Raw genomic sequence first — 25,678 nt, forward strand, 5'->3', positions numbered from 1 at the left:
ATTACTTCTTCTTACTAGGCATATAAACACCGGTACGTACTTCTTTATAATAAATAGTATCCCCAGGTTTTATGTTTTCTGCACTATGCCAATCTTTTAAAATTTGATATTGCATTTTTTTATCCTCAGGTGGTTTATTGAAATTAAGCCAACCGACCTCTACCAATGTAGATAGAAGTTCAGCTATTCCAGGTGAGGAATTTTTATCATCAATGACTTCGGTGTTCCCTGCTCTTGTATTACTATTTCCATATCCCGGTGAATTTTTTGTTAGGAAGCCACCTGGTTGTTCTTCAATAGTTTCAATAAAATCTTTTTTATCATATAGTGTATATGAAGTGTATTCACCATTATCTTCTAACTTGTAACCAGAAATTTTAACATTTACATAATTCATTGTAGCTTCTCCAGAAGTTTTATATGAAACAACACTTCCGTCTGAACTAGACATTTTCTCTTTTGCTATTCTTTCACTGTCTTCTTGAGTTCCCGGTCCATTTAGACCTGCTTCAGAAAAACCTTTCCCTTCAAAATCGTTAATGTAATTTAATATTTCATTTATATTTGCACCTGATAAGATATAATCATTCAACTGCTCAGACCTTGTTGCACTATGAATTGTAATTTCTATATTTTTTGGTAGTTTAGGTCTATTATTTATTTGAATCTCAACATTATTACCACCATACATATTTTGCATAGATTCAATGCTCATCCCATAGACATCTTTCCCATCAGGATCAATAAAATAAATTGGATTATCTAATGCATAAGTATATGGTGAAATATTTAAATAATTTTCTGCATGAGGATCAATAGCAAACCATCTACCTAAACTTACCTCATAGTGTCTAGCACCATAGTCATAGAATCCAATATCAGCCATTTTCTCTTTACCATTATACTGAAATTTATGATCAGGTGTTCCTTTCTTCTCTAATCCTGTCATACCCATACCAAATGGATAATAATGGTTTTCTTGTACAATGTAATCATCAAAAGTCAAGGTGAAGTCATCAAAATAGACTGGAACGTCAATTGACTCATTGATTAATTGAGCTTTAACAAAGGCTGCTTCTGAAGGTACTACTAATGATAATAATAGTTCTTCATGTGAACCTCCTACTGCTACTTCTTGTGTTGAAGTGCTATTAGCTATGATTGATTTATCTTCTTTTAAAAAGTAAACTTTTAAGTATGCATTAGGATCTTCTGTACTTTGCGTACCAAAAGTAGCAATAGGTGCAGACATATTGATAGGTGAGGTCGTAGAAGTTGAAGAACCCTCATCTCCATTACTTACCACACCGCCTTCAGTAGTATTGTAGGTGGTACTTTGTTGAGCAGTTTGTTGTGAAGAAGTAGAGTAAAAAGATTGTACACTAACAAATAACTTTTCCCCTTCAGTTACTTCCACTTCAATAGATGCTCCTTCTGCCACTCCTGATGAACTAGCAATTAATTTTTGTGATTTTGAACCATTCACGCCATACCCAAAATTATCGATGGTATTTGTTTCAAAATCAAAGTGAGTTGTAGCATCCTCAAAATCCTCTTTTAGTACTTCATCTAAACGAATGGAGGCACGTAAATTTCCTAAGTGATCTTTATAATGATACTCGTAATAAAAATCTTTTTCCTCTACTCTAGACTTTACACCAGAGGCTTTTGTTAAGATTCTTCCTTCAGCATTATTAATATATTGTAGAACATTATTTTCGTAAACGAAACCACCTACATAATCAGTTACTTTCGTTTCACCATCTACCTTATCTATTTGTTGTAGTTTTATACCACTAGCATCATAAATATATTCTATTTCTCCTCTATCAAAAGTTATCTTAGTAGGTAGCTTTAAGAAGTTATATTCAATAGAAGTTATTTTTTTATTTTTATCTTCTATTAATGCACCTTCATTATCATATATATAATCTGCTCCTGAAGTGTTACCATCATAAAAACTATGATCATCTTTAAATGAAGAAGGCTTAAATGTTGCTAAATCACGAACTGCTGTCAGCTGATTTCCTAACCCCGATTTGTTGTAGGTATACTCAAGTTCATCGATAATACCATATTCTTTTTTATCAAGATCAGTAATACCAAACCTCTTCAGGTTTAAAATATTTCCATTTAAGTCGTAAGTTATTCCTTCAGATGGATCAGAACCTGTAACGGAATAGTTTTCATCTCCAACCCCTTCATAAATGGCTTCTTTCAACCTATTTTGTTCATCATATCTATATTCATAATTTCTATTACCTGGAGAATTAAAAGTCTGCCATGATTGTTTAGCGACATTACCATTATATTGTCCCTCTACAGATAATGTATTTACACCGTTTACGATATCATTATTATATCTTAACTGGAAACTAAACGGATGTGCCTTATCAATATTTACATCTTGATTTATACCTGTCAACCAACCTCTAATGTTGTAATCATAATCATGAATTAAAGGTTGCTCTTCTGTACCAGTCGTTTTTCTTATTAGTTCTCCTAATTCATTGTATTCATTAGTCACAAGAACTCTTGAAGGCTCATCATTAACAGTTTGTACTACAGACTCAATTCTACCTAATTCATCATAGATGTTTTCTTCCTTAATATTTACAGTAGTCATATTATTATCGACATCTATTTTGGTATGTTCAATGTAGCTTTTAATCACCTCACCCGTAAAACGATATTGTTGCGTTAGCCTATCTGTTCCTCCTCCTAACGATTCTGTAACTGTTTGTATAGCTCTATATTTATCATCAAAGAATACCTTTGTTTTCAGTTCTTCTTCTTTTCCTAGAACTTTTGTAATGGACCCAGTTACTAACCCTTTTGTTACTTCACCTTTTGTTGGTTTTACAATACCCTTTGCTGTATCATTTTCAAATAAGGCATCCTTTGGTTCAAAGACAATATCAGTGTCCCAATCATAATGATCATAATAAGTAACTGATAATAACTCAACACCATCCAATAAATCACTGGAATTTGTTTTTAATAATTTAGGCATTGACCTATCTGTATATCCTTTAACCTTAGGGTCATTTAGGTTCGGATCATTAAGAGATGGGTTATTATCATCTGCTAAAGGATATTTATCAAAACGTACTAGTGTTGCATCATCATAGTCACTTACAAGGTCTTCGTATGATTTTCCTGTCAAGATGATCTTACCTGAAATAATTGGTCGATTATAATAATCATACTTTGTAAAAAGCCACTTATCGTTATGCTCAGACCTTAAAGCTCCGTCTTGAGATAAAACCAATCGATCCCAGTGGTCATACACCATGTATTGCCATTCTTTTCCAGGAATTTTTTTAGCTATCTGTCTATTTCTGTAATCATACTTGTACTGATAGCACAGTTCTTCAATTACATCATTAGAAATTTCACTACTAGCTTGAAGGTTTGCAACAGCTTTAGGAGATAAAACCAATATTAAATTACCAAAATCATCATAGACATAATAAGTATCACTATATGTTACAACACCATTGTTATCTACTCCATTCTGAATTCTTTTTACAATTAATTGATCAAACTTATTTTTTACTTCTGCTGTGATAAATTTATGTTCATCTTTTGTTTCTGTAATCAATAACTCACCACTTTCATAAAATCCATCAGAATCTCCTACACCATTATTATTAATGTAGGCAGAAAAAGTTCCATTCGTTCCATTTGCTGTAAAGCCATCCGTTAGAGCAATACTTTCCTGTGCAACATGTGTCTCACTTGTAGTTACTGTATTATTCAGAGTAATGGTTCTGACTATAGCCTCACCATCATAATTAAACTTAATGATCTTATCTTCATAAATATTTGGTCTTGTATTGGTCTCAACAGAGTGATCCTCATTAGTTACACCCATTTTACCAGCCCAATCGTCTCCAAAACTTGAAATAGCTTGCATCTCATTCAAAGGAGAATCATCATATTTAGTTATAGTAAAAGCATTAGACGTTTGTTCTCCATCAGTTCTATCATTAAAATAGGTAGCTTGTGCTGAAACTGCATTACTAATTAAGGCTCCATCAGAAGACTCTTTGGAAACATAAGAAAGGTATTCTTTAGAATTTCGTCCCAATTTATCATAGGCCATTGGTGTTACCAAATCCCTTAATCCTTGTTCCGTTTTAGCCCCTTGTTTAACCACATTTTGGATCGGTTTGCCAAAACCATCAAAAAATTCATTTACCGTAACAACTCCATCTGTTAAAGCCTTATTTTTAAAAGTACTAACATCGCTACTTTCAAAAGGGATTTGAGGTGAATATATGGTGGTTTTATTAGTATTATTTTCGGTGAGATTTTGAGTAATCATATCGGGATTATAATACTCACTGCTTACCTCATAACTAATTGCATTGGGTAGAAATATACCTGAAGCTTTGTGTCTTGCTTTTAGATAATGAATACCATTTGAAGGATTATTAATACTTACTGCATTATTTGCAGTTGATTCCCCATTTTCTTCTGTCTGCCAATAAAAGTCAAAGTCATCACTTATATTATTTTTATAGAGTTTTCTTTCACCATTTTTCGTTGAGAAATAAATTGGTTTATAAACATCCTTATTAATGACAACAACCTCAACTGGGTTCGATTCCTTAGAAGGGCAATCTACAATATATGCCTTTAAGAATTTATTTTCAGATGGTATAAAACTATAAGAAGTTCCAAAAGTATTAGGTATTACTGTCCAATTATTTCCGTCCGTAGAATGTTTCCAACCAATTTTACCTTCATAATCCGATACATTTGCGATAAACTCCCCACCTTCAATTATATATCTTCCATTAGGTTGTGTTAAAGTATTAGATATTCGATAGTTTTCAACTTCAACAGCATAGTTTGCAAAATTACTTGCTGTTCCACAACTGTTACTCCAAGATGCTTTCACCCAATAATCTCCTTCATGTAAAACAGTTACAGCAACAGTACTTCCTGTACCAGATATCTTATCAAAATCATCTGTGGTATATTGACTAGTCTGACTATTTCTGTAAAGTGTATAAGTTTTACCCTCTTCTGTTGGAAAAATAATTTCAGCTCTTGTACTAGTACAATTTTCAAGGATGTTTAATGAGGGGTTAAAGGTAGATGCTGTAAAACTAGGATCAATTATTATTTCAGCATGTGCTGAAGTTGATGAACTATAACAATTATTATTTGAATAAGTGTTCGCAAATGTAAGTGTTCCTATTACGGTATAACGACCTGGAGTAGGGAAATTATAATTTACCAAATCATCTGAATCAACTTCTACAGGAGTTGCTAAAGTTTGTCTATTAAAAATAGTCCAAACTATATTCTGAATATTACCAGAGTAGTTATTCTTCTCATTTATACTGAAAGTTGGACTACTACTATTTTCACAAAAAGAACTACCATTATCAATATTCAAAGTAATAGTTGGTATCGTTTCACTTTGAGCTGTTACTTCAATCTCTGGACTTTCCATGGTAGTTGAACAACCATCTGGAATACCTTGTATTTGATATGTTCCAGGCTGTGCATTTTCGACAGTTAGAATTGATTTACCATTAGGTATTTGTACCAAATCAGAACTGTAATAACCTCTAATAAAGGTGTCATCTCTATAAACATTTAATGTTCTTATTGAAAAATCAGAAGCATTGGAAATAATAAAACCGATATCATCTCCTCCTCTTACACAAACCTCTTTCATATATGTTGGTAACTCTACGGTTGATAAATCTCCTTTTTCTCTTACAGTAAAATGAAGTGTTTTATTTTGAGAAGAATTACAATTGTTAGTAGCGGTTAAAGTGTAATCTCCAATAGATAAATTGGAAAAAGTAAGATTACTTGTGATACTAGCCGTTTTAACACTTGTATCACTTGATTGACCATCTTTTCTTAATTTATAAACCACACCTTTTACTATATCACCAATAGTAACATTAAGATTGTTTCCATTACAAACTGCAAGTGAGGTTGTTACCAATGTTGGAGTTTTAGGAAGAGGTGTTGGGTTCACTGTAGCAATTGTTTTGTTGAAAGTTTCTGCAGAACAATAACTATTGCCAGATGGTTTTGTAACATAAACTTTATACGTTCCTGTACCTGTTAAGGTAACCGTTTTACTATTACCATCACCTGTGAATGATTCTCCACTACTACCCAATTTTCTCACTTCATAGGCTAAACCAGTAATCGTATTATTCACTGTAATCGAAATGCTTAAATTACATTGATTAATACTATATGACGTTGAAATCGTCGGAGCAGTTGGTGGTTTATATACCGTAACAGATTTAGAAGATGTAGAAATAGTTTGTCTACTATAATTCTGAATATAATAACTTCCTGAAGATGTTATTGGTATTTCATTGGAAACTCCATTAGTTCCTGTTGAAAAAGAAATATTTCCTGGTTGAATATAACCACCATAAGAACATCCATTTCTACCATAAACTATTACATAAGTTGTTCCACATGTATATCTTGAGATTTGTAGAGGTCCTATTTTATCCGAACAACCTGGGTCTACACCATCACCTGGACCTTCAGGAGGTTCAATTCTCATTAGAGAAGGTGCTACATTTTTATTTATTGAAGACGAATCTCCACTAGTTTGAGCATATAATGTCGTAGACATATATAATAAAAATATGCCTATATAGATTGAAAATTTCATTGTTTGCTTTTTAATAATTAGTTATTAGTAGAGTTAGCATATTTATATTCAAAGGCACTAATTACCTTTAAGTCTTTGTCATAGATTGCTCTGACCCTATTTTGACCATCATATTGGTACTTTTTAGATTGGAAATTTTGATCATAATAATATTCCAAACCTATTAATGGTTTTAACCTATAGGTCTCAATAAAACAAGTACCTAAATTTTCATAAATAATACCTAAATTTGCTTCAGTTGGATTTGACTTTATTGTACTTATCTCAGAAGAAGTAAGAATTTGATTTTCATTAATTTCACTAATTATTTGATTAGATTCGTATTTTGCTCCTTTTATTAAAGCTACAATGTTGTTATAATTATCTCTTAAAATAACCGTTTTTATTCCATCACTGCCAGTATACGATAAAAGCTGACTTTTTACATCGTATGTATCAAAAATTATTTTATCATTATACTTATATGGATGATTTTCTCTTAGTCTTACTTTACTTAATAAGACATTATCATACAAGATTTTATATTCATTATCTCTTGACTCAATAAGATTATTATCTTTATAATAATCCTGACGAACTACTTCGTTAAAAATATTCTCAGTAGCAAATTTAACTTTTATATCGTTTGGTTCTGTATAGTCAAAAGTATAGCTATAAACTACTTCTATTTCATCATTTAATTTGACACTTCTTATTTTATCGTAAGTATCTTCATATGTATATTCCTTCAAATTGGAATAATTTGATCCATTTTTATAATAAACCTCTTTTTCACTTACTAACTGTGTTACAGGGTAATATAATGGATAATAGCCTAAAACAATATCAAATGATTGATTAATAATTGAATATTTCCCCTCAAGAAATGTTATAAATCCAGACAAGCCATATGGCACTCTCTTAACTCCATAATAAAACCTATCCTCATCAAACTCCTTATTACTATATGTTAGTATTTTCTCCTTAAGTAAATCATTATTGTTATTAAAAACTTTTTCTGAAAGTAAACTGCCATTTTTAGGTTTGGTATATCCTAAATAAGAAGCAAATGAAAATAAGGTATTAGAACTAGCATATTTCGTTTCTAATTCATTCGTATAATAATATTCTGTATAACCATTTAATAATGTATTATCATTAGATTTCTTTCTAACAATTACTTTATCATAACCGATGATACTATTACCGCTGACAGGAGAAGAAGTATTGTTATTTGTTGATGAAACTTTTATACCTGAATAGTTATAATTATAAAATTGACCAGATATTTTATTTGTATATGAATCTATAATCTCTGAAAGGTATTTAATACCTGAACTCAACTTTCCTCCTTCATATTGATAAGTATATTCTAAAAAATCGTTATCATTAAAATAAATTTTTTGTTTTTTCACTCTCAATCCTCCTCCAATTGACTCTGAAAGGTTTGAATTATAAGAGTCTTGGTTTTGATTAGGAATTTTGATATTAAACAGATTAGAAGAAAAAATATGTGGTTCATATTCAAATTCAATTTTCCCTGATGTTGGAAAGGTAATTGATTTTAAAGAAGCGGCAGTGATATAATCTGCATTTGTACTCTTATTATTTCCTATATTAATATCCTCACTTGTTAATTCCTGTAAATTTTCAAATTTGGAATTCGGGTAAAACCTATAAGGGTTTGGAACTAAAGACGTATTATTTTGGCCATTGTAATAACCAAAAACATCTGTTTTAAATGAATTCTTGGGTGGTAAATTTATTGAGAAGTAATCAAACTCATACTTCCCTTCATCTAAAAATGATATATTTTCAAGTTTTAAACGATTATTATTTCTTGTATTAGAAAAAGAATTATCTGCTACATATACAGTTGTACTTGGAGAAGAAATAAAATAACCATATCCAAAGCTGACTTCTTGGACAAGTCCCCCTTTATAATTTCTTACTGCAATAGAATTTAATTGTTTAGCGTTTCCATAATCTTGAGTATCTCTATCTGATAAAGTAAAAGTTACCTCTCCTAAATTGATAGACGACCCAGGTGTCTTAAAAGTTATAGAGCTTAAATACGATTTACTAGTTTCTGTGGTTGTTATATTTTTTATACTTGTTCTAAAGTATGTTGCTTCATTTCCTGTAGAAACTCCAGGTCTTAATAACGTAGGAGAACTAAATTTCTCAATATTAATATTATGTCCTAAAGGACTAGAAGTCCCTTTAAATAATTCATAAGCATGCTCCTCTGAATAATCATTCAAAATAATTTTATCCGTATAATTAAAAGAAACTTCAAAACCTTTACTATCAACAATTTTAGTTGGACGCCAAACATAGGTTATAAAGGGATTATTAACATTTGATATTGAGTTTCCAAATTCTATAAATTTATGATCTCCTTGATTAATAGCATAGGAAGAATTAGATTCTACTTCCGTGATCTCATTAAAGTAGTAAGTAATACCATTAGGATCAGTTATTTCCCAACGATGATTCCCTTCACTTCCTACTAATATTACTTTATAACCATTTTTATCTAAAACAACTGGTTGATTTCCTCTCTTTTTGTTTAATAAGATATTTATAGAATGTCCAAAAAAGTTAGCTTTGAAAATATCTGGTTCTGTATCATAAGTTTGAGCTGATGATATTGGTTCTGAATATACTCTTTTTTCAACAAAATTTTTATTAAAGGGTACATAATGGTTTTTGAACCTATATAAACTATGATAAGGTGAATTAATTTTATTCCCATTTACTAAATTACTTTCAAGGAAAAGTTTAACTCTTGACTCACCTGATGCAAAAAAATCAGGTAGTTCATGATTCTTCACAATTGAACGAAGGTCATTTTTTCCTTGTACAACTTGTGTTATTGATCCAAATTCTAGGTCCCAGTTTAATCCAACCCAACCTGCCTCATCTGTAACCTTAACCCCTCTAGAATTGTACTGCAATGAAATGGGTACACTAATGTCTCCATTTTTAATAGTGTAAATTGGTACAGATATATTTGCTGTTCCTGTATAATTACTAACAGGTATTTCATCATATTTTAAAAATTTCCAAACTTCAGGAGTTACTGGATTTAAGTTTGGTAAAAATTGATCATCTGAATACTTCTCTTGAGAATAAATCTTTGATGACAAAAATGTTATCATTAATAGAGTAATTATTATACTCAAGGAATTATTTGTTAGTTTTATTTTCATTATTATGAGATTTATTAATTTCTATTTTTTTTATACTTTGGTTTTGCTCCATTAAATACAAAGCCAATTCCTCAATTTTCCTAAGTAGCATCGCTTCTGTCTCACCAACATTAACACCTTTCTCTTCTACCTCTTTAGCACTTGGTACATCTGGTAAATGCTTATGTTCCTTGATGTGTTTCTCTACCTCTTCTAACGATTTTAGTTTATAGTATAGCCTTCTTCGAAAACGTAATCTGCCCAATTCGTGTATACCTTTACTTCTTCTGATCGGATTCTGCCTGCTACTGATAACTTAGTTAATCATTAGTGTTTTTGTTCCAATCCCTAAATCACATAAAAAAATGAAATATCTTTTTGAATTTGAAACAATGGCTCAAGTTCTATATAATCAACTTCAGAATTACTGTCATTCCAATCATAATTTTAATTGTAATGCAGAAAAAAACATCGTTATTTGTAAAATTCGGAAGATCTATATATTTATTGTTAATCTATAAATCAAAAGAAGGTGACTGAGTAATTAGTTGATTACAAGACAATAAAAGAAAGATAGCAAATACTTTATTTTCCATAGTTTGTGTTAGCTTTAAATAACAGTATACCTTAGTTTTTTCAAAATTAGATAAAAAATAATAATAATCCATGATATATCTTAATTATTTAAGCTTATATATTGCTATACTCTACCCGATGATAATTGTATAACTTTCTAAAAAGGAAGAAAAGTTGTTATTTTAAATTTTCTACAAAATAAAACAAACAACTTTTCATGAGCCTTAACGCTGTAGCAAATCTATGAAAAACATTCGATGAAATTAACGTCGTTCAAAACAGTTCGCGAAAAGATCGATTAACAGAGCTTATTTTAGGTATAATAGATAGTAAATCTGTTCAATTTTATGAAATAGCTTCAAAAATCAATTGTCAGGCCAGTACCGATTCAATTAATAGAAATATTGAAGACTTTTTTCAGAAAACAGACTTTCAGTATCTTGAAATATTTTCCTGGTTAATTCAATTTATTCCTCATGAAAAAGTGGTTTTGAGTATTGATAGAACAGAGTGGGATTATTGAAAAACTCAAATAAATATACTATCTGTAATTGCCCATGTAGGAAAATGGGAGTACCTCTTCACTTTGAAATGTTAGATAACAACAATGAAAATAGCAACTGGGAAGATAGGATAAAATTGTTTTCAAAAGTTATAAAAACCCTTGGTTATCATAGAATTGACTATATCGTCATGGATAGAGAATTCATTGGTTATAAATGGCTGAGATGGTTGAAATCTTTAAAAATTGACTTTTGTGTTCGAGTTCCAAAACATCATAAAATATTAAGTCCTGAAGGTGATCGTTTTTCTGCTGAAGATGTATTGAAATTAGGTAATAGGAAAGTTTATCTACTCCCCAACCATGTGGTTGATACAGTCTCTTTGAACGTTTCAATATCTTATGATGATGATGAATTATTGTATTTAGTAGGTACTATTGCTTCTAATAAATTGAAAAAGGCGTACAAAAAAAGATGGTCAATAGAAGTGTTTTTCCAGGCACTAAAAGGCAGAGGTTTTAATATGGAAAAGTCATGTATTCGAAAGCTTGATAGATATAAGAAATTATTTGCAGTGGTAAGCATGAGCTACACTATTTGTTGGGGTATGGGTATTTATATATCGAAGAAAAATCCTGTTGGATTAAAAAAACATGGCTATCCTCAGTTTAGTGTATTCAGAAGAGGACTTAATAAAGTGAGAGAGATGATTAAAAGTATTGATTTCAAAGACTTTACAAATATGATTTCTCATTTTAGGATGAACTATCTAAAAATCATCGGGTAGAGTAATATTGCTAATAACTATATCTCATTTATTTGTCAAATAAAAAATGGATTAAAGTTCTCAAAATCATATTTCCACATACTTACACAAAATTGATACTAAAAAAGTTCAACCCTAAAATAGGGAAGGGTTGAACTGCTTAACGATTCATATTCTATATTATAATACAAATTGCAATCTTCGAAATTGTGCAGTATGTTATTTTAGAGCTATCGAAAAAGCAATCTCAATTTTTATTACTAGAAACAATCTCAAACTTCCACTTTTTCTTACCAAAAACCACCTCCTTTCCCAATAGGAAATAATTTCAACAGGAGCCAAAACACTATATTCAATATGAGCGGTCTTAGTCGAACCCCATAGAATTGTAAGATCTATGAATTCTTCATTAAAAGCGAAAGGTATCCAGACTTCTCGAAATCGTGTTGCTAGAATAAAGAAAACATAAAAACTGTATTTGTAAAAGTTACAAGCCACAAACCATACAATCCAACCATGGAAAGAAGGTAGCTCCTAATATAATGAACCGTAATTTTAAAACAGATGCACCAGCAAAAGCATGGGTATCTGACCTCACTTATATTTCAACAGATCAAGGCTGGTTATATTTAACAACCATCTTAGACCTATTTGACCATTCTATTGTAGAATGGTCAATGTTTGAGGATATGAAAGTTGAAAATACAGTCTTAAAGTCTTGGAAGATGGCTAAAAGAAATCGTAAACCTGAAAAGGGTATGATCTTCCATTCTGATCAGGGAGTTCAATATATCGCAGAGAATTTTCAAAAAGGTTTAACAAAAAATCATGTTACTCAAAGTATGAGTCGTAAAGGTAACTACTGGGATAACGTAGTAGCTGAAAACTTCTTTAAAATTCTAAAATCAGAAATGGTTGATCATAAGTATTATTATTCTTTCACACAGGCTAGAAATGACATCTTTGAATTTATCGAGGTTTGGTATAATAGAAAGAGAATTCACTCTGTTTTGGGCTATAAACCCCAGAACAATTAATGAAATTATTTAATTAGAAGATGACTTAACTTTTTATCCGAAAAAACTTTGTAAATCCAGATAAAACATAGCAAGTTCTCATCCGATTTAATTACCGAATCATCATTATTTTTCGAAAATAATATTTCTTTGTGAATCCTTCTTATATATATTCTTTGCCTTGAGTGCCCCTTTCTTATGACTTGGGCGATAGTGATTATTATCTGGATCAAGAATACATTTGACTTGATATTCAATCATTTTCTCAAATGGAAGAAGGAAATCCTTAGTGTCACTTTGCTCTAGTTCTCCTTTTTTGAGCAAATTAATGACAGTATATACTGATTCAATCGTACTAAGGCAAAGCGACTCAGGCTGCTGTTTGAGGATGAATTTTGATTTTATAGTATTATCAAAACTTACTCTTGGTAGTGCTTGTAAATTTGTACTCAATCGAAGCATTTTACGAGCACAAGGCCATGTCCCATCAAGAATAAAAAGATATGGATTCTTTCCTAAAAAGGTGTTTATTTCTGTACCGTTTCGTTCCGATAAATTGAAATTTTCTTTTCCAGGGTAAAGTAAGAAAGATCTATTTTCTTTATCGTTTAGTATTTCGTTGACACGTTTATTGTTTGTGAAATCAACATCAACAATAACTTCTGAATTTTCTAGTTGAAGGTTTGTCATCAACCCCGTTCCGTTTTTTTCTTTCTTATACTCCATAGGGTGCATAAGAATCACAAAACGAGTATTTGTTTGTATAGGATTTGTGTATTGACAACTACATGAGATGATTGGTCGCATGCATTTGTAACATTTTTTTCTAGGATTTTCTATGTCTACTCGCAAAGTAAATTTCTTTATTTTCTAATTGACTACACCCTAATTGTAAAAATTATATATAGTATAGTCTTCTACAGTCCCACAAGCCATCGCTTGAATTAAGGCTGCTAACTTAATTATTTTCAAAATTGTAGCAAAAGCTTTATTTGAAATATTTGTTTATTGATGATTTTCAGTTTAAAAAATCTAATTATTTAATATCCAAGCTAGCTTCATCATAAATATGGATATATGCCAGGAAAAAAAGAAAAAGGATTGTCAGTAAGCTAAAGCTAAATATGAATAAAAGTATCGAGTATTTTTTTAGTTTAGTTTTCATATGAATCTTGTCTGCAAAAAAACGAGCAAATAATTGATGCATTGCCTACATCAAAATTAAGGAATTACTTACAACTTTTGCAAATTGTTCTTCTCTGTACATTTCATGACTTTTACCCTTTAAGATTTGCGAGGGAACACCCATTTTGTGGAGCCAATCAGGAGCAGGAATATGAAGGTCTTCTTGGCCAAAATAAAGATGGATTTTACCTTGAGGTTTTTGAGATTCTTTCCTAAGTCTAGAGGAGGAGATACAAGTTAGGGATTTTAGGTTGTGTGTTTGCAAGCCGTACTTCCATGCTATCACTCCGCCGATGCTAAACGCCAAAACCTTTACGGGCTTCTTTTCTAATCCAATTAAGTTGTCAACTGCTTTGTCAATCCCGCCATTGAGAAACTGTAGGTGAAGTGCTTCTTGTTCGTAATTTGTTTTGTCAATTTCTCCTAAGTCACCACTGTCGTAGAAGGTGATATCAAACTTTGTTTCTAAGATTTTAGTATAGTAGATAAACCAATCTGCTTTTTCTTTTCCCCAAAGATCAGAAAGTATTATTAGCCGTTCTTTCATTGGGTAAAGGTCCGGAAAATTAAAGTGATTTTTATACAGTAAACTAAACTTTTCTTTTGATGTGCCATCAGACCATCATGATGCAACAGCATCTTCGGCCCTGAAAGGGGGAGACGGAAAGCTTATAGAAATATCTGAAATATAGTTGATGATAGGTTATTTTTTTGAATAAAAGGACATAAAAAAACCGGAATTAAAATAATTCCGGCTTAATCCTAAACTAAGTTGTGATTCAAGTCTACATGAAATCACGATAACAATATTATTCTTTGATCAACTTCACGCTTTGAAGCGTGTTGCTTGTTTTTACCTGAATAATGTAAATACCTGTTTTATATGTTGAAATATCTAAAGTATGTTTACCTGTTCTTAACTCTTGTGTGAAGACAGTTGCACCTGCTAAGTTTAAGATAGAGATCTCCGCGTTCTCTACTAACTCGATCGTTGCTTGATCAGTTGCAGGGTTAGGATAAAGGCTCACTACTATTCTTGCATCTTCAATTGATGTAGGAATCTCTTCAGGAGCATTGACTGTAATGTCTACTTCGTCAAGAACAACTACATCACCAAGTGACACTTTCAATACAAAAGTGAAGGTAGTTTCAACCGTTACCTCTGGAGCAGTAAATGTAGGGTTGCTTACTGTAGCATCTGACAGTTCAATACCTTCTGGTGCCATCCACTCAAACGTTACTGTTTCAGGAGTAGAAGCTGAAGCGTCTAGTGTTACAACATCACCGATTTCTACCACTTGATCTTCACCAGCATTGGCAACAGGAACCTCATTAGGACTAATTGTCACTACTACTTCATCTGTAGATGTCATTTCTTTATAAGAAGCCGACAATGTAAATGTATACGAAGTTTCCTCGCTTACTTCAGGAGCAGTAAATGTAGGTTTCACTGCATTAGCGTCTGAAAGTGTAATTCCTTCAGGAGCTGTCCAAGTTACAGTTGCGTTGGCTGGCACTGTTGCTGAAGCATCTAGAGTAATGATCTCATTGACAAATGATGCAATGTCAGCACCTGCATTAGCTACTAATTGAGGGTAAACCATTACGCTCACTTCATCAGTGGCCTCAGCACCTAAATAAGAAGCTTTCAGTGTGAAAGTGTAAGTAGTTTCAGCCGTAACAGCTGGAGCAGTGAATGTTGGCATTGAAGCATTAGCATCCGAAAGTGTAATTCCTTCAGGGGCTGTCCAAGTAAGCGTTGCCTCAGCAGGAGTAGTGTTAGAGCCGTCTAATGTTACTGTAGCACCTGACATTGCTTCTTGGTCATCACCTGCATTTACTTTGACCTCTGGAGTTACCGTTATGATTACTTTATCTGTTGCAGAGAACATTTCGTTTTGTGCTGTTAAAGTAATAGTATATTCTTTCGCTGACGTTAACTCTTCAGTAGCTGTTGCAGTAGTGGTCATACCGTCTGTTGTAGAAAGTGTAATTCCTTCCGGAGCCGACCATGTATAGGTAAACTCTTCTGATGAATTTTGAGTAGCTGTAAGTTCAACTGAGCCACCTTGCTGAATTGTTACATCATCGCCTGCATTCAATTCAAATGCAATGTTGTTTTCTACTAAGCTGATGTCATCAAAATAAACAGAAATGTTAGCTTTATCAGGACTTTGCATATAAAGTCTTGAAGAAACAATATCACCTTCATTTACATCTTCGGCAGTAAAGTCTGCATCAATCAAGATGTCTTTTTCAAAGTAAATCCATTCTCCAATGATTGCTTGATAATCAGTCCATGTAATACCTACTTTACCAAATGAAATCTTGTAGTTATCTTTTCCTACAGCAGGCCAGCCATCAAATGGCATGATTCTGAAATTGATTACTTCAGCATCCATTTTGTCTAACTTAAATCTTCCGCTTAAAGTATATGTTTTACCAATCATCAAATCAAAATAGCTATCGTTTTTAGTACGCACGCCATCAATTTGATTGTCTTCATTGATCAATAAACTGTTTGTTCCTTTACTGTCAGTACTTACCACATCAGAACGAGTATAGTTGTCAACACCCGTCCATCCAACAGTCAATTCTTCTTCAAAACCGCCATTTACGATTAATTCTTTACCTCTTAATTTAGAGTTTTTCACTGTGATTGTTACAGTAACTTCTGGAGAAGTATTGTCACCGTCACTTACTGTTAATTTGAAAGTGAAGTCTGTTGGTTCCTCTACTTCAGGAGCAGTGAACGTAGGCATTACTGCATTGGCATCTGAAAGTGTAATTCCTTCAGGTGCAGTCCAGCTGTATGTTAAAGGATTTTCAGTTTGACTGACAGATCCAGAAGCATCCAATGTTACCACATTCCCTACATAAGCGACTCTGTTTTCTCCAGCATCTGCTACAGGGATAACACTTGGGTTTACAGTGATCACTACTTCATCAGAAGCCGTATTTTCGCCTGAAGTGGCTGTAGCTGTCAATGTGAAATTCGTTGCTTCAGTAACAATTGGGGCCGTAAATGTTGGTGTTTTTGCATTCACATCCGAAAGTGTAATTCCTTCAGGAGCCGTCCATGTGATGGTTGCTTGCTCAAGGTTTGAAGAAGCACTTAATGTCACAAGGTCACCTGCATCTACGTTTTGATCTTCACCAGCGTTTACTGTAAGGCTTGGCAATACTGTCACCTTCACTTCATCACTGATATCTACTCCATTGATAGACGCTGTAAATGTTACAGTGTAAGTAGTAGTTTCAGTAAGATCTGCAGGAGCAGTAAATGAAGTCGACATTTGATCAGTGCTTGAAAGTGTAATTCCCGCAGGAGCTTCCCAAGTGTAATCAAACATTGAAGAAGAGTTATGCATACCTTTCAGCATTACTTCATCTCCACCAAGGACAGTGATATCTTCACCTGCTGAAAGCTTGAAGTCGATACTTTTTTCTACTAAGCTGATATCATCAAAATAAACAATCGCATTTGCACCGTCAGGAGTTTGGAAGTAAAGTTTTGAGTTGATCACATCACCTGCAACTCCACCCATAGATTCATTGATTGTAATTTCTTTAGCAAAATCAATCCATTCTCCAGTCACAGCAACAGCATCACCCCAGCTAATACCTTCTCTTGTGATATTCATCTTGTTTTCGTTGTTCCACCCATCAGAAGGCATCAAACGAAGTGTAATGGCATCCACATTTAACTGGTCAACTCTTACTTTGCCACTCAACTTATAAGTTGTACCAATTTTAAGGTCAAAGAAAGCATCACTTGAAGTTTGGAGAAAATCAATCTTTGCGTCATTATTGATAAATAAACTCTTAGTTCCTTTGGCATTGTCCGCTACTACATCAGATTGAGTATACTCACTTACACCACCCCAGCCTACAGTAAGTTCTTCTTCAAAACTACCATTGGTGATTAATTCTAAACCATAGATACCAGAACTTTTCACTGTAACAGATACCATTACTTCTGGCGAAATATTGTCACCATCAGTTACTGTTAATTTGAAAACCAATACTTCTTCTGTATCTACTGCAGGTGCTGTGAAAGTAGGCATTACCGCATTAGCATCAGATAGTGTGATTCCTTCAGGAGCCACCCAGTTGTAAGTCAATGGATTTTCAGTTTGGCTTTCAGAAAGTGAAGCGTCCAATGTTACCACAGTGCCTGTAAATACCGTTTGGTTTTCACCCGCATTTGCAATTGGAATAACACTTGGGTTGACTGTAATTACGACCTCATCAGATGCTTCTCTTTCTCCAACTTTTGCTGTTAAAGTAAATGTCAGTGTTGTCACTTCTTCTACAATTGGTGCAGTGAAGGTTGGCATTTTTTCCGTTAAACTTGACAATTCAATACCTTCAGGTGCTGTCCAAGTAAGCATTGCAGATTCAGGAGCAGTGGCAGAGGCATCTAACGTCACAAGGTCTCCTGCGTCTACCGATTGATCAGTACCTGCTGAAGCGGTGATATTAGCTAAAACAGTAACTTTTACTGATGATTGGTAAGAAAGATTTCCAGAAGTTGCCGTTACTGTGAAATCATAAGCAGTTATTTCAGTAATATCTGCTGGGGCAGTGAATGAAGTAGCTTTTTGATCTGTTGAAGTTAAAGTGATACCTTCTGGAGCACTCCAAGTATAAGTGAAGTCATTGGTTGAATTATGAGAAGCCATTAATTCAACTACCGTTCCTGGTAAAACTTCTTGATCTTCACCCGCTGTCAATGTCATTTCAGCATCTGCTATTGCAAGGCTTAAATCATCTAAGTATAATAATTCATCTATTGTCCCACTAGAGCTTTGGATATTTAACCTTGAGCTTACTTTATCACCAACAACAGCACCTGCTTTGAATGTTTCATCAATTACTAAAATTTTACTAAATGAAACCCATTCGTTTAATGTAGGGCTCATATCTCCCCAGCTTAAATCGCCTCTTGTGATGGCAAGTTTAGCATTGTCTGAGTCATACCAGTCATTGGCTGGCATTAACCTTAGGTTGTAAACACTTGTCGTCATTTTGTCTACTCTAATCTTGCCGGTAAATTTGTACGACTTACCTACTTCTAAATCAAAGAAGTTTTCAGGATTTGTTTGAATCAAATTCAACTGAGTAGTACTCTCTAGTTTCAAACTATTGGTTCCTTTTGCATCGTCAGCTACTATTTCTGAACGTGTGAAGCTGTCCAATCCTTCCCAACCAACATTCAGTTCTTCTTCAAAGCCACCGTTGGTCAATAAGTTCGGTCCGTGTAGGATTGTATTTTTAGCTGTAAATGTAACAGTGGCAGGGTCCGAGTCATTTTCACCGTCATTGACTACCAAAGTGAAAGCTAGAGGAGTGTCAGACTCCACATTAGGTACTGTAAAAGTAGTAATTCCACTCGTTGGACTTGCCAATGTGATACCCTCAGGAGCAGTCCATAAGTAAGTTAGAGGATCTTCATTTTCATCATAAGATTTCAAACCATATAAAGTAACTACTTCGCCTGATTCAACAGATCTGCCGTAGTTGACTACTGCCACAGGCTTTTTGTTGTCAATAGTTAGCGTTACTTCTTGGTTAATGTCTTGGTTCACTACCACTTGATCCGTAGTCTCAAGATGTAACTCCTTGTTGATGCTGTATTGATACGTTGCACCTACCAATAAATCGAACATTACCTGACCGTTTTCATCTGTAGTTTCCGTCTGATCATATCCATCAGCAATGTATAATCTGAATGTAGCTCCCTCAACAACTTCACTTTTATTATTTTTTACTGTAAATGTAGCAGAATAAGTAGTCACACCATCGGCTACCATTGTAATTGTACTAGTTTGAGTTTCCTCGTTAATGACAAATGAATCGGAATACTCTTGATAGCCGTCAGCAGTAATTGTATAGTTATAAGTTCCATCTTCTAAAATTGCAGTTACTTTACCTTCCGCGTTTGTTGTATAGTTTACGGATTCGATAGTTACTGTTGCTCCTTCAATCGGATTTACTCCATCTGATGTAACAATTAAAGGTACTCCAGGGTACTGTTTGATAGAAGAAAATGCTTCAGCAGCAAATCCCTTTAAAACAGGGTAAGAGTTTTCTCTCATCTCCCATGCACCGCTTTCAGAAAAGTCAAGATTAGGGAAGTTGCTTTGGTCTGTCATCTCTAATGAAGTAAGTACACTTACGTTCGTGTTCGTGTTGAAATCACCAGACGTTTTCAAAGCATATAAGCCTGTGTAATTAATATTTTCAGCGGAGCTCATATTGGCATCAGGGATTAATGCTCTTTGATCACCAAGGTTGATGTTTTGACTTAAAATTGAGTTAGCGTACATATTACTGATATCACCCGCAATACCTGCATCGGAACCCCAATTGTTAGTGATTAAGGTCACATCAGTAATACAGTTGGTCACTTGATTTCCATTAATCTGTCCAACAATACCAGCAACATGTCCATTACCTCTCATCGTTCCGCCCAATACAAAACATCTGTCAACAACAGTAGTATTTATTGCTAAACCAATAATACCGCCCACCCTTGCTTTTGACTTGTCGGGAGTACTTACATTGATCAAGCCAAGGTTTTTGACAGTGGCATTGTTAGCGTGGCCCACAAAACCTAAACCAATAGTAGTTTGCTCAGGATTTGCTGTAATGATAAGGTTAGATATCGTGTGGAAATTACCATCAAATGTACCCGAGAAAGATTTATATACACTTCCAGGTAACTCGTAACCGATAGGATAGAACGTTTCACCATCCATATCCAAATCTGCTTCTAATCTATAATGCAGGTCCCATGATTCGTAAGAAGCTGTAAGTTTGATTAAGTCAGCGTTGGTTTCAATGAGAAAAGGGTCTTCGGCGGTACCACTGCCGGTCCCTGTAAAAGTTTGTGCGTGTGTGTTGCTCAGAAAGCATAGAAACAACACACTCCAACACATTAATGTGTGTAGACTGTAAAAGTATTTCATTACGTACTAAATAATAGTTGGTTCAAAAAGTGTTTTAGTTTTTCTGATCAGTACTTAACGATAGAGGAGTATTATTGACCGATCAGAAATGTTACTCAAAGATGTAAATCTTACACTAAAAAATAGGGTGTAAAATAAAAGGCAATAACGGGGGTATATTTTTAATGGTTTGTTCCCTTTTGGTGATTGAAAGGTTGAAATCAGGGTTTTAGGAAGATTTATCTCAAAAATCTGTAGGTAAAGTTTATTTTTTTTGAAGGATGTAGGGTGTAAAATTTCAATGTGAATTTTGTTGAGGATGGAAAATGAGAATCTGCTTTTTTTAAGAAAAATTAGGTAATATCCCGTAGTTGGTACACTTTATATTGTTGTGTGGGTAGTTATAAAGTTTTTAGAAATGGAGGTTTTAGTACTAAATTATCATCCATTTTCAATTGAGATTCTAGCCATTGTTTGATGTTTCCCTTTTAATCTTCCTTCTTCTTCTTTTTTATTACTATTTAATGTTGCATTTTAGTTTAGAATCTAAGAAACAAGAAAATCATTTTAACTGGTTCATTTCATGAAATTCTTCACGCTTTTTCCTTCAAGACTAATTGGGTAGAAAGCCATTGCTAAGAATGATAAGCTCAACACCATTTCTTACAGATCATTAGGAATCTCCTGAAAAAAAAAGGGAGACCATGACGGTCTCCCTTACAAACAATTCAAAATATAAATATGTACTAAAGTGCTTAAAGCAGTACTACATCAATTCTAATTTTTTTGTTTTGCCAAACCCGTCACCTCTTAGCTTTGTGAATTCCTCTAACAATTGTTTTGTCAGCTCAGGTTTTTCTTTTGCTAAATTGTGTGTTTGAGCACGGTCATTTTTCAAGTTGTACAATTGGATTTCGTTGGCATTACCCAATTCAATGTTCACTTGTTTGTTCAACTTTTTACCCTTGTAAGGAGGGATTAAAACATAGTCTCCTTTTCTATAAGAAGTTCTTGTAGTTGCTTCTAAGATCAATGAAGTTCTACCTTCTTCATTAGCATCTAAGAATGCTCCCAATACATCTTTAGAATCATTGCTTCTAATATCACTGCCCACTAATGATGCTAATGAGTTTAACATATCCATTTGACAAACTAAAGCATTTGACTTACCAGGCTTGATTTTTCCTTTCCAGTACGTAATAAATGGAACGTGTGCACCAGCATCAAATAAAGAGTATTTACCACCTCTTAAGCCACCTTTAGGATCATGATTTCCAATCAATTCTACAGCGTCATCATAGTAACCATCATTTAATACCGGACCATTGTCAGAAGAGAAGATAATCATTGTGTTTTCTTCAATACCAGCTTCTCTGATGGTTTTCATCAACTCCCCAATACACCAATCAGCTTCCATGATTACATCACCTCTTGGTCCCATGCCTGACTTACCTTCAAAACGAGGGTGAGGTGTTCTTGGAACGTGAGGCTGTTGCATTGTATACGCTAAGAAGAAAGGCTTCTCTGTTTTTGCTTGTGTTTTGATATAGTTTTTCACTTTTCCTAAGAAGTGATCCGCCATATCTACATCGCTCCATAAAGCCGACTTGCCACCTTTCATAAATCCAATTCTTGGAATACCATTCACGATAGTATTGTTATGTCCGTGGTGCCACTTCATAGTGATCAGCTCAGGGTTGTCTTTACCTGTCGGTTGTCCTTCAAAGTTCTTTTTGTAATCAATTTCGATAGGGTCATTTTTATCCAAACCTACCACATCACCGTCTTCAATATAAACAGTAGGTACACGGTCTTGCGTTGCCGCCATGATGTAAGAGTGGCCAAACCCTACTTCATTTGGACCTGGAGAGATATGCTCATTCCAATCTTTGTCATGCGTACCCAAACCTAAGTGCCACTTACCAATAATGGCTGTTTCATAACCAGCTCCTTGAAGCATTTTAGGAACTGTCATTTGCTCTGTACTGATCAGCATTGGTGCCGAACCTGGTAAGATTTGAGCATTTTTTCTCCAAGGATATTCTCCCGTAAATGCAGCATATCTTGATGGTGTACAAGTAGCCGAAGAGGCATATCCATTGCTGAAGTTAATACCACCATTGGCCAACGCATCCATATTTGGCGTGTTGATGGTAGATGCACCATTGGCACTGATGTCACCATACCCTAAATCATCCATATAGACAAAGATGATGTTGGGTTTAGTGGATGCTACTTCTTCAGTGGAGGTAGTGTTTTTTTGGCACCCCAACGCCAGCAGTGACAGAGGGATAAGCCAGAACTTGTTAATCTTCATTTGTTAATTATTATAATGATGGTTGAAAAGATATTTTAATTATCGCTTCCTGAAGCCCCTCTGACTTTGCCGTTAGAGTGATAGGCGTTTCAGGATTTTTTGCTCCTTGAACAATCGCAAGAGCTAAACCGTTAAACACTTCCATTTTGTTGCCTTGTAGTGAAGTCAATGAAGCAGCGTCACCATTACCAACACCCGCTAATTTGCCATCACCACTGATTTCAAATTGAATGTTGTTGGATGCAGTAGCACAGAAGTTGCCTTTCTCGTCCACCACTTTCACAGTGATATAAGAAAGATCTTTACCATCTGATGCAATCAAACTGCGGTCGGCTTCCAACTCAATATGATGCGGTTTGCCTGCTGTTTTGATGGCTTTTCTTGCTACTTCTTTGCCTTTAGTGTAGGCCACTACTTCAATACTGCCCGGAGTATAAGGTACTTCCCAGCTTAATCTATATTTTGACATCAACGGACCTTCTTCTTTCCAGTCGCGGTGTGTCATTTTAATTGGCGTAAGGTCTACGCCCTTCACTTTTTTACCCATTGATTTTCCATTTACAAAAAGCTCCACTTCTTCAGCGTTTGTAAATGCATGTACTGGAATAATTTCGCCTTCATGACCTTCCCAATTCCAGTGGGGAAGTACGTGAACCATTGGTTTATCCGTCCACTGACTTTGGTATAAATAGTATCTGTCTTTCGGGAAACCGCATAAATCAGCCGCTCCAAAATAAGAGGAGTGACTTGGCCAGTCTCCGTTCCAATATCCGTTAGTAGAGTTGTCTTTTCCTCCGTAAGGAGTAGGCTCGCCAAGGTAGTCAAAACCTGTCCACATAAATTCACCCAAGATTCTTGGGCTTTTAGCCAGCATATCAAACTCTAAATCTGGAGGATACGCCCAAGGTGGTCCTACCAAGTCATAACTTGTTACTTGATTAACTCCTTTAGTGAATGTAGGCTCCACTGGTCTTTCATAATAACCTCTTGAACTCGTACAAGATGAAGTCTCAGAACCATAAACTACCCATTCAGGGTATTCCTCAAGAATTTTCTCATAACGCATAGGGAAATAATTGAAACCTACCACGTCAATCTCATGTGCCAGTTTATTAACAATAGAGGCAGGGTGATAGTTGAAACCTGCTGTTACAGGACGTGACGTATCTTCTGACTTTGTGATTTTAGCCAATCTTCGTGTTTCTTTCCATCCGTCTTTTCTGCCTTGCTCCAAAATTTCATTTCCAATACTCCACATAATGATAGACGGGTGATTGCGGTCTCTGCGAATCAAATCACGCAAATCTTGCTCGCTCCATTCCTCCCAGACAGTGTTGTATCCGTTTTCAACTTTACCGATTTTCCAGTTGTCAAATGCTTCATCAATCACTACCAATCCCATCTCATCACAAAGTTCCAAAAGTACTTTGGCAGGAGGGTTGTGGCTTGTACGAATGGCGTTGACCCCCATATCTTTCATGATTTGCAACTGTCTTTCTTTTGCTCTTTTATTGACCGCAGTACCTAAAGGACCTTGATCATGATGTAGACAAACGCCTTGCAGTTGAATTCTTTTTCCATTTAAAAGGAAACCTTCTTTGGCTAAAAACTCAATCGTTCTAACTCCAAAAGTAGACTCGTATTTATCCAGTATTTCATCACCACTTTTAAGTACAGTGATGGCTTTGTAAAGATGAGGGTTTTCCATTGACCATAATACGGGGTTGGAAAGCTTCACATTTTGGCGGAATGTTTTTTCAGAAGAGGCTTCAATTTTATCTTTTGAAGTAACATCACTTACTTTTTCTCCTTTACTATTGTGGATGGTCGTTTCAATCGTGATCAAACTGTTTTTTTCTGACGCATTGACCAAGTCAACATCAATTTCAACACGTGCCGATTTTTCAGTGATGAGTGGTGTTTTGATAAACGTACCATCAAAAGCAATGTGCACTGGATTTTTGTATTCAATCCAAACATCACGGTAAATACCCGCACCAGGATACCATCTAGAACTTAGATCTACTGGAGCACATTTGACAGCAATTGTATTTTCCTCTCCAAATTTAAGATAAGGTGTCATGTCTAGTTCAAAACCGATGTAACCATAAGGTCTTTCACCAATTTTTTGACCGTTGACATAGACCTCAGCATTATTCATCACCCCTTCAAAGTGAACAAATACTTTTTGCCCTTCCATTTTAGAAGGAACATCAAAGTCTTTTCTGTACCACGCTTCTCCATGGAACGGAAGTCCACCACAGCGGGCATTGTAAGCCTTGTCAAAATCACCTTCAATGGCCCAATCGTGAGGCAAGTCCAACGCTCTCCAACTGTCATCATTCAGGTCCAGTGCCATTCCATTTTTTAACTCTCCCTTAGAAAACTTCCAGTTGTCGTTAAAACTTATTTCCTCAAGACTGTTGAAGTCCTGCTGAGGGAGTTGTTGTGAACAGGACATGAGTCCGCACAAAACTCCTATACCTAGATTCTTAAATTTATTCATCATTCATTCCGTT

At 34.4% G+C, this 25,678-nt stretch carries 10 protein-coding genes; 2 read left to right on the forward strand and 8 right to left on the reverse strand.

The window, feature by feature from the left end:
• Position 1 precedes the first annotated feature (1 nt).
• Genes AVL50_RS17120 through AVL50_RS17130 form a run of 3 tightly spaced genes read right to left on the reverse strand, consistent with a single transcriptional unit; the run spans position 2 to position 10,108 of the window.
• Positions 2-6,631, reverse strand: a complete 6,630-nt coding sequence (locus AVL50_RS17120; protein ID WP_062617720.1) for a DUF6443 domain-containing protein — start codon at positions 6,629-6,631, stop codon at positions 2-4.
• 56 nt (positions 6,632-6,687) lie between these two features.
• Positions 6,688-9,864, reverse strand: coding sequence for a hypothetical protein (locus AVL50_RS17125; RefSeq protein ID WP_157491384.1), 3,177 nt, complete (start codon positions 9,862-9,864; stop codon positions 6,688-6,690).
• Complete coding sequence (locus AVL50_RS17130; RefSeq protein WP_062617722.1) at positions 9,842-10,108, reverse strand: hypothetical protein; 267 nt, start codon at positions 10,106-10,108, stop codon at positions 9,842-9,844. Before AVL50_RS17130 ends, AVL50_RS17125 begins: the two co-directional genes overlap by 23 nt.
• A gap of 878 nt (positions 10,109-10,986) precedes the next feature.
• On the opposite strand from AVL50_RS17130, the gene AVL50_RS17135 reads away from it, so the two are divergent.
• On the forward strand, positions 10,987-11,709 hold the full coding sequence (locus AVL50_RS17135) for a transposase (protein ID WP_062617723.1): 723 nt from the start codon (positions 10,987-10,989) through the stop codon (positions 11,707-11,709).
• A gap of 455 nt (positions 11,710-12,164) precedes the next feature.
• Complete coding sequence (locus AVL50_RS17145; protein WP_157491385.1) at positions 12,165-12,725, forward strand: IS3 family transposase; 561 nt, start codon at positions 12,165-12,167, stop codon at positions 12,723-12,725.
• A gap of 105 nt (positions 12,726-12,830) precedes the next feature.
• Here AVL50_RS17145 and AVL50_RS17150 read toward each other — a convergent pair whose 3' ends face one another.
• From AVL50_RS17150 to galB, 5 genes are all read right to left on the reverse strand, one after another.
• Positions 12,831-13,556, reverse strand: a complete 726-nt coding sequence (locus AVL50_RS17150) for a tRNA-uridine aminocarboxypropyltransferase (RefSeq protein WP_082795881.1) — start codon at positions 13,554-13,556, stop codon at positions 12,831-12,833.
• Between the two features lie 358 nt (positions 13,557-13,914).
• On the reverse strand, positions 13,915-14,436 hold the full coding sequence (locus tag AVL50_RS17155; RefSeq protein ID WP_062617726.1) for a hypothetical protein: 522 nt from the start codon (positions 14,434-14,436) through the stop codon (positions 13,915-13,917).
• Positions 14,437-14,698: 262 nt separating this feature from the next.
• Positions 14,699-20,863 (reverse strand): PKD domain-containing protein, encoded by a 6,165-nt coding sequence (locus AVL50_RS17160; RefSeq protein ID WP_082795882.1) that lies wholly within the window; start codon positions 20,861-20,863, stop codon positions 14,699-14,701.
• A 745-nt stretch (positions 20,864-21,608) separates the two neighbouring features.
• On the reverse strand, positions 21,609-23,159 hold the full coding sequence (locus AVL50_RS17165; RefSeq protein ID WP_062617728.1) for a sulfatase-like hydrolase/transferase: 1,551 nt from the start codon (positions 23,157-23,159) through the stop codon (positions 21,609-21,611).
• Positions 23,160-23,169: 10 nt separating this feature from the next.
• Entirely contained in the window at positions 23,170-25,668 is a 2,499-nt protein-coding gene (galB, locus tag AVL50_RS17170; RefSeq protein WP_253764298.1) for a beta-galactosidase GalB, read from the reverse strand.
• Between the last annotated feature and the right edge of the window lie 10 nt (positions 25,669-25,678).

It is taken from the genome of Flammeovirga sp. SJP92 (genome assembly GCF_001583495.1).
Lineage (GTDB): Bacteria > Bacteroidota > Bacteroidia > Cytophagales > Flammeovirgaceae > Flammeovirga.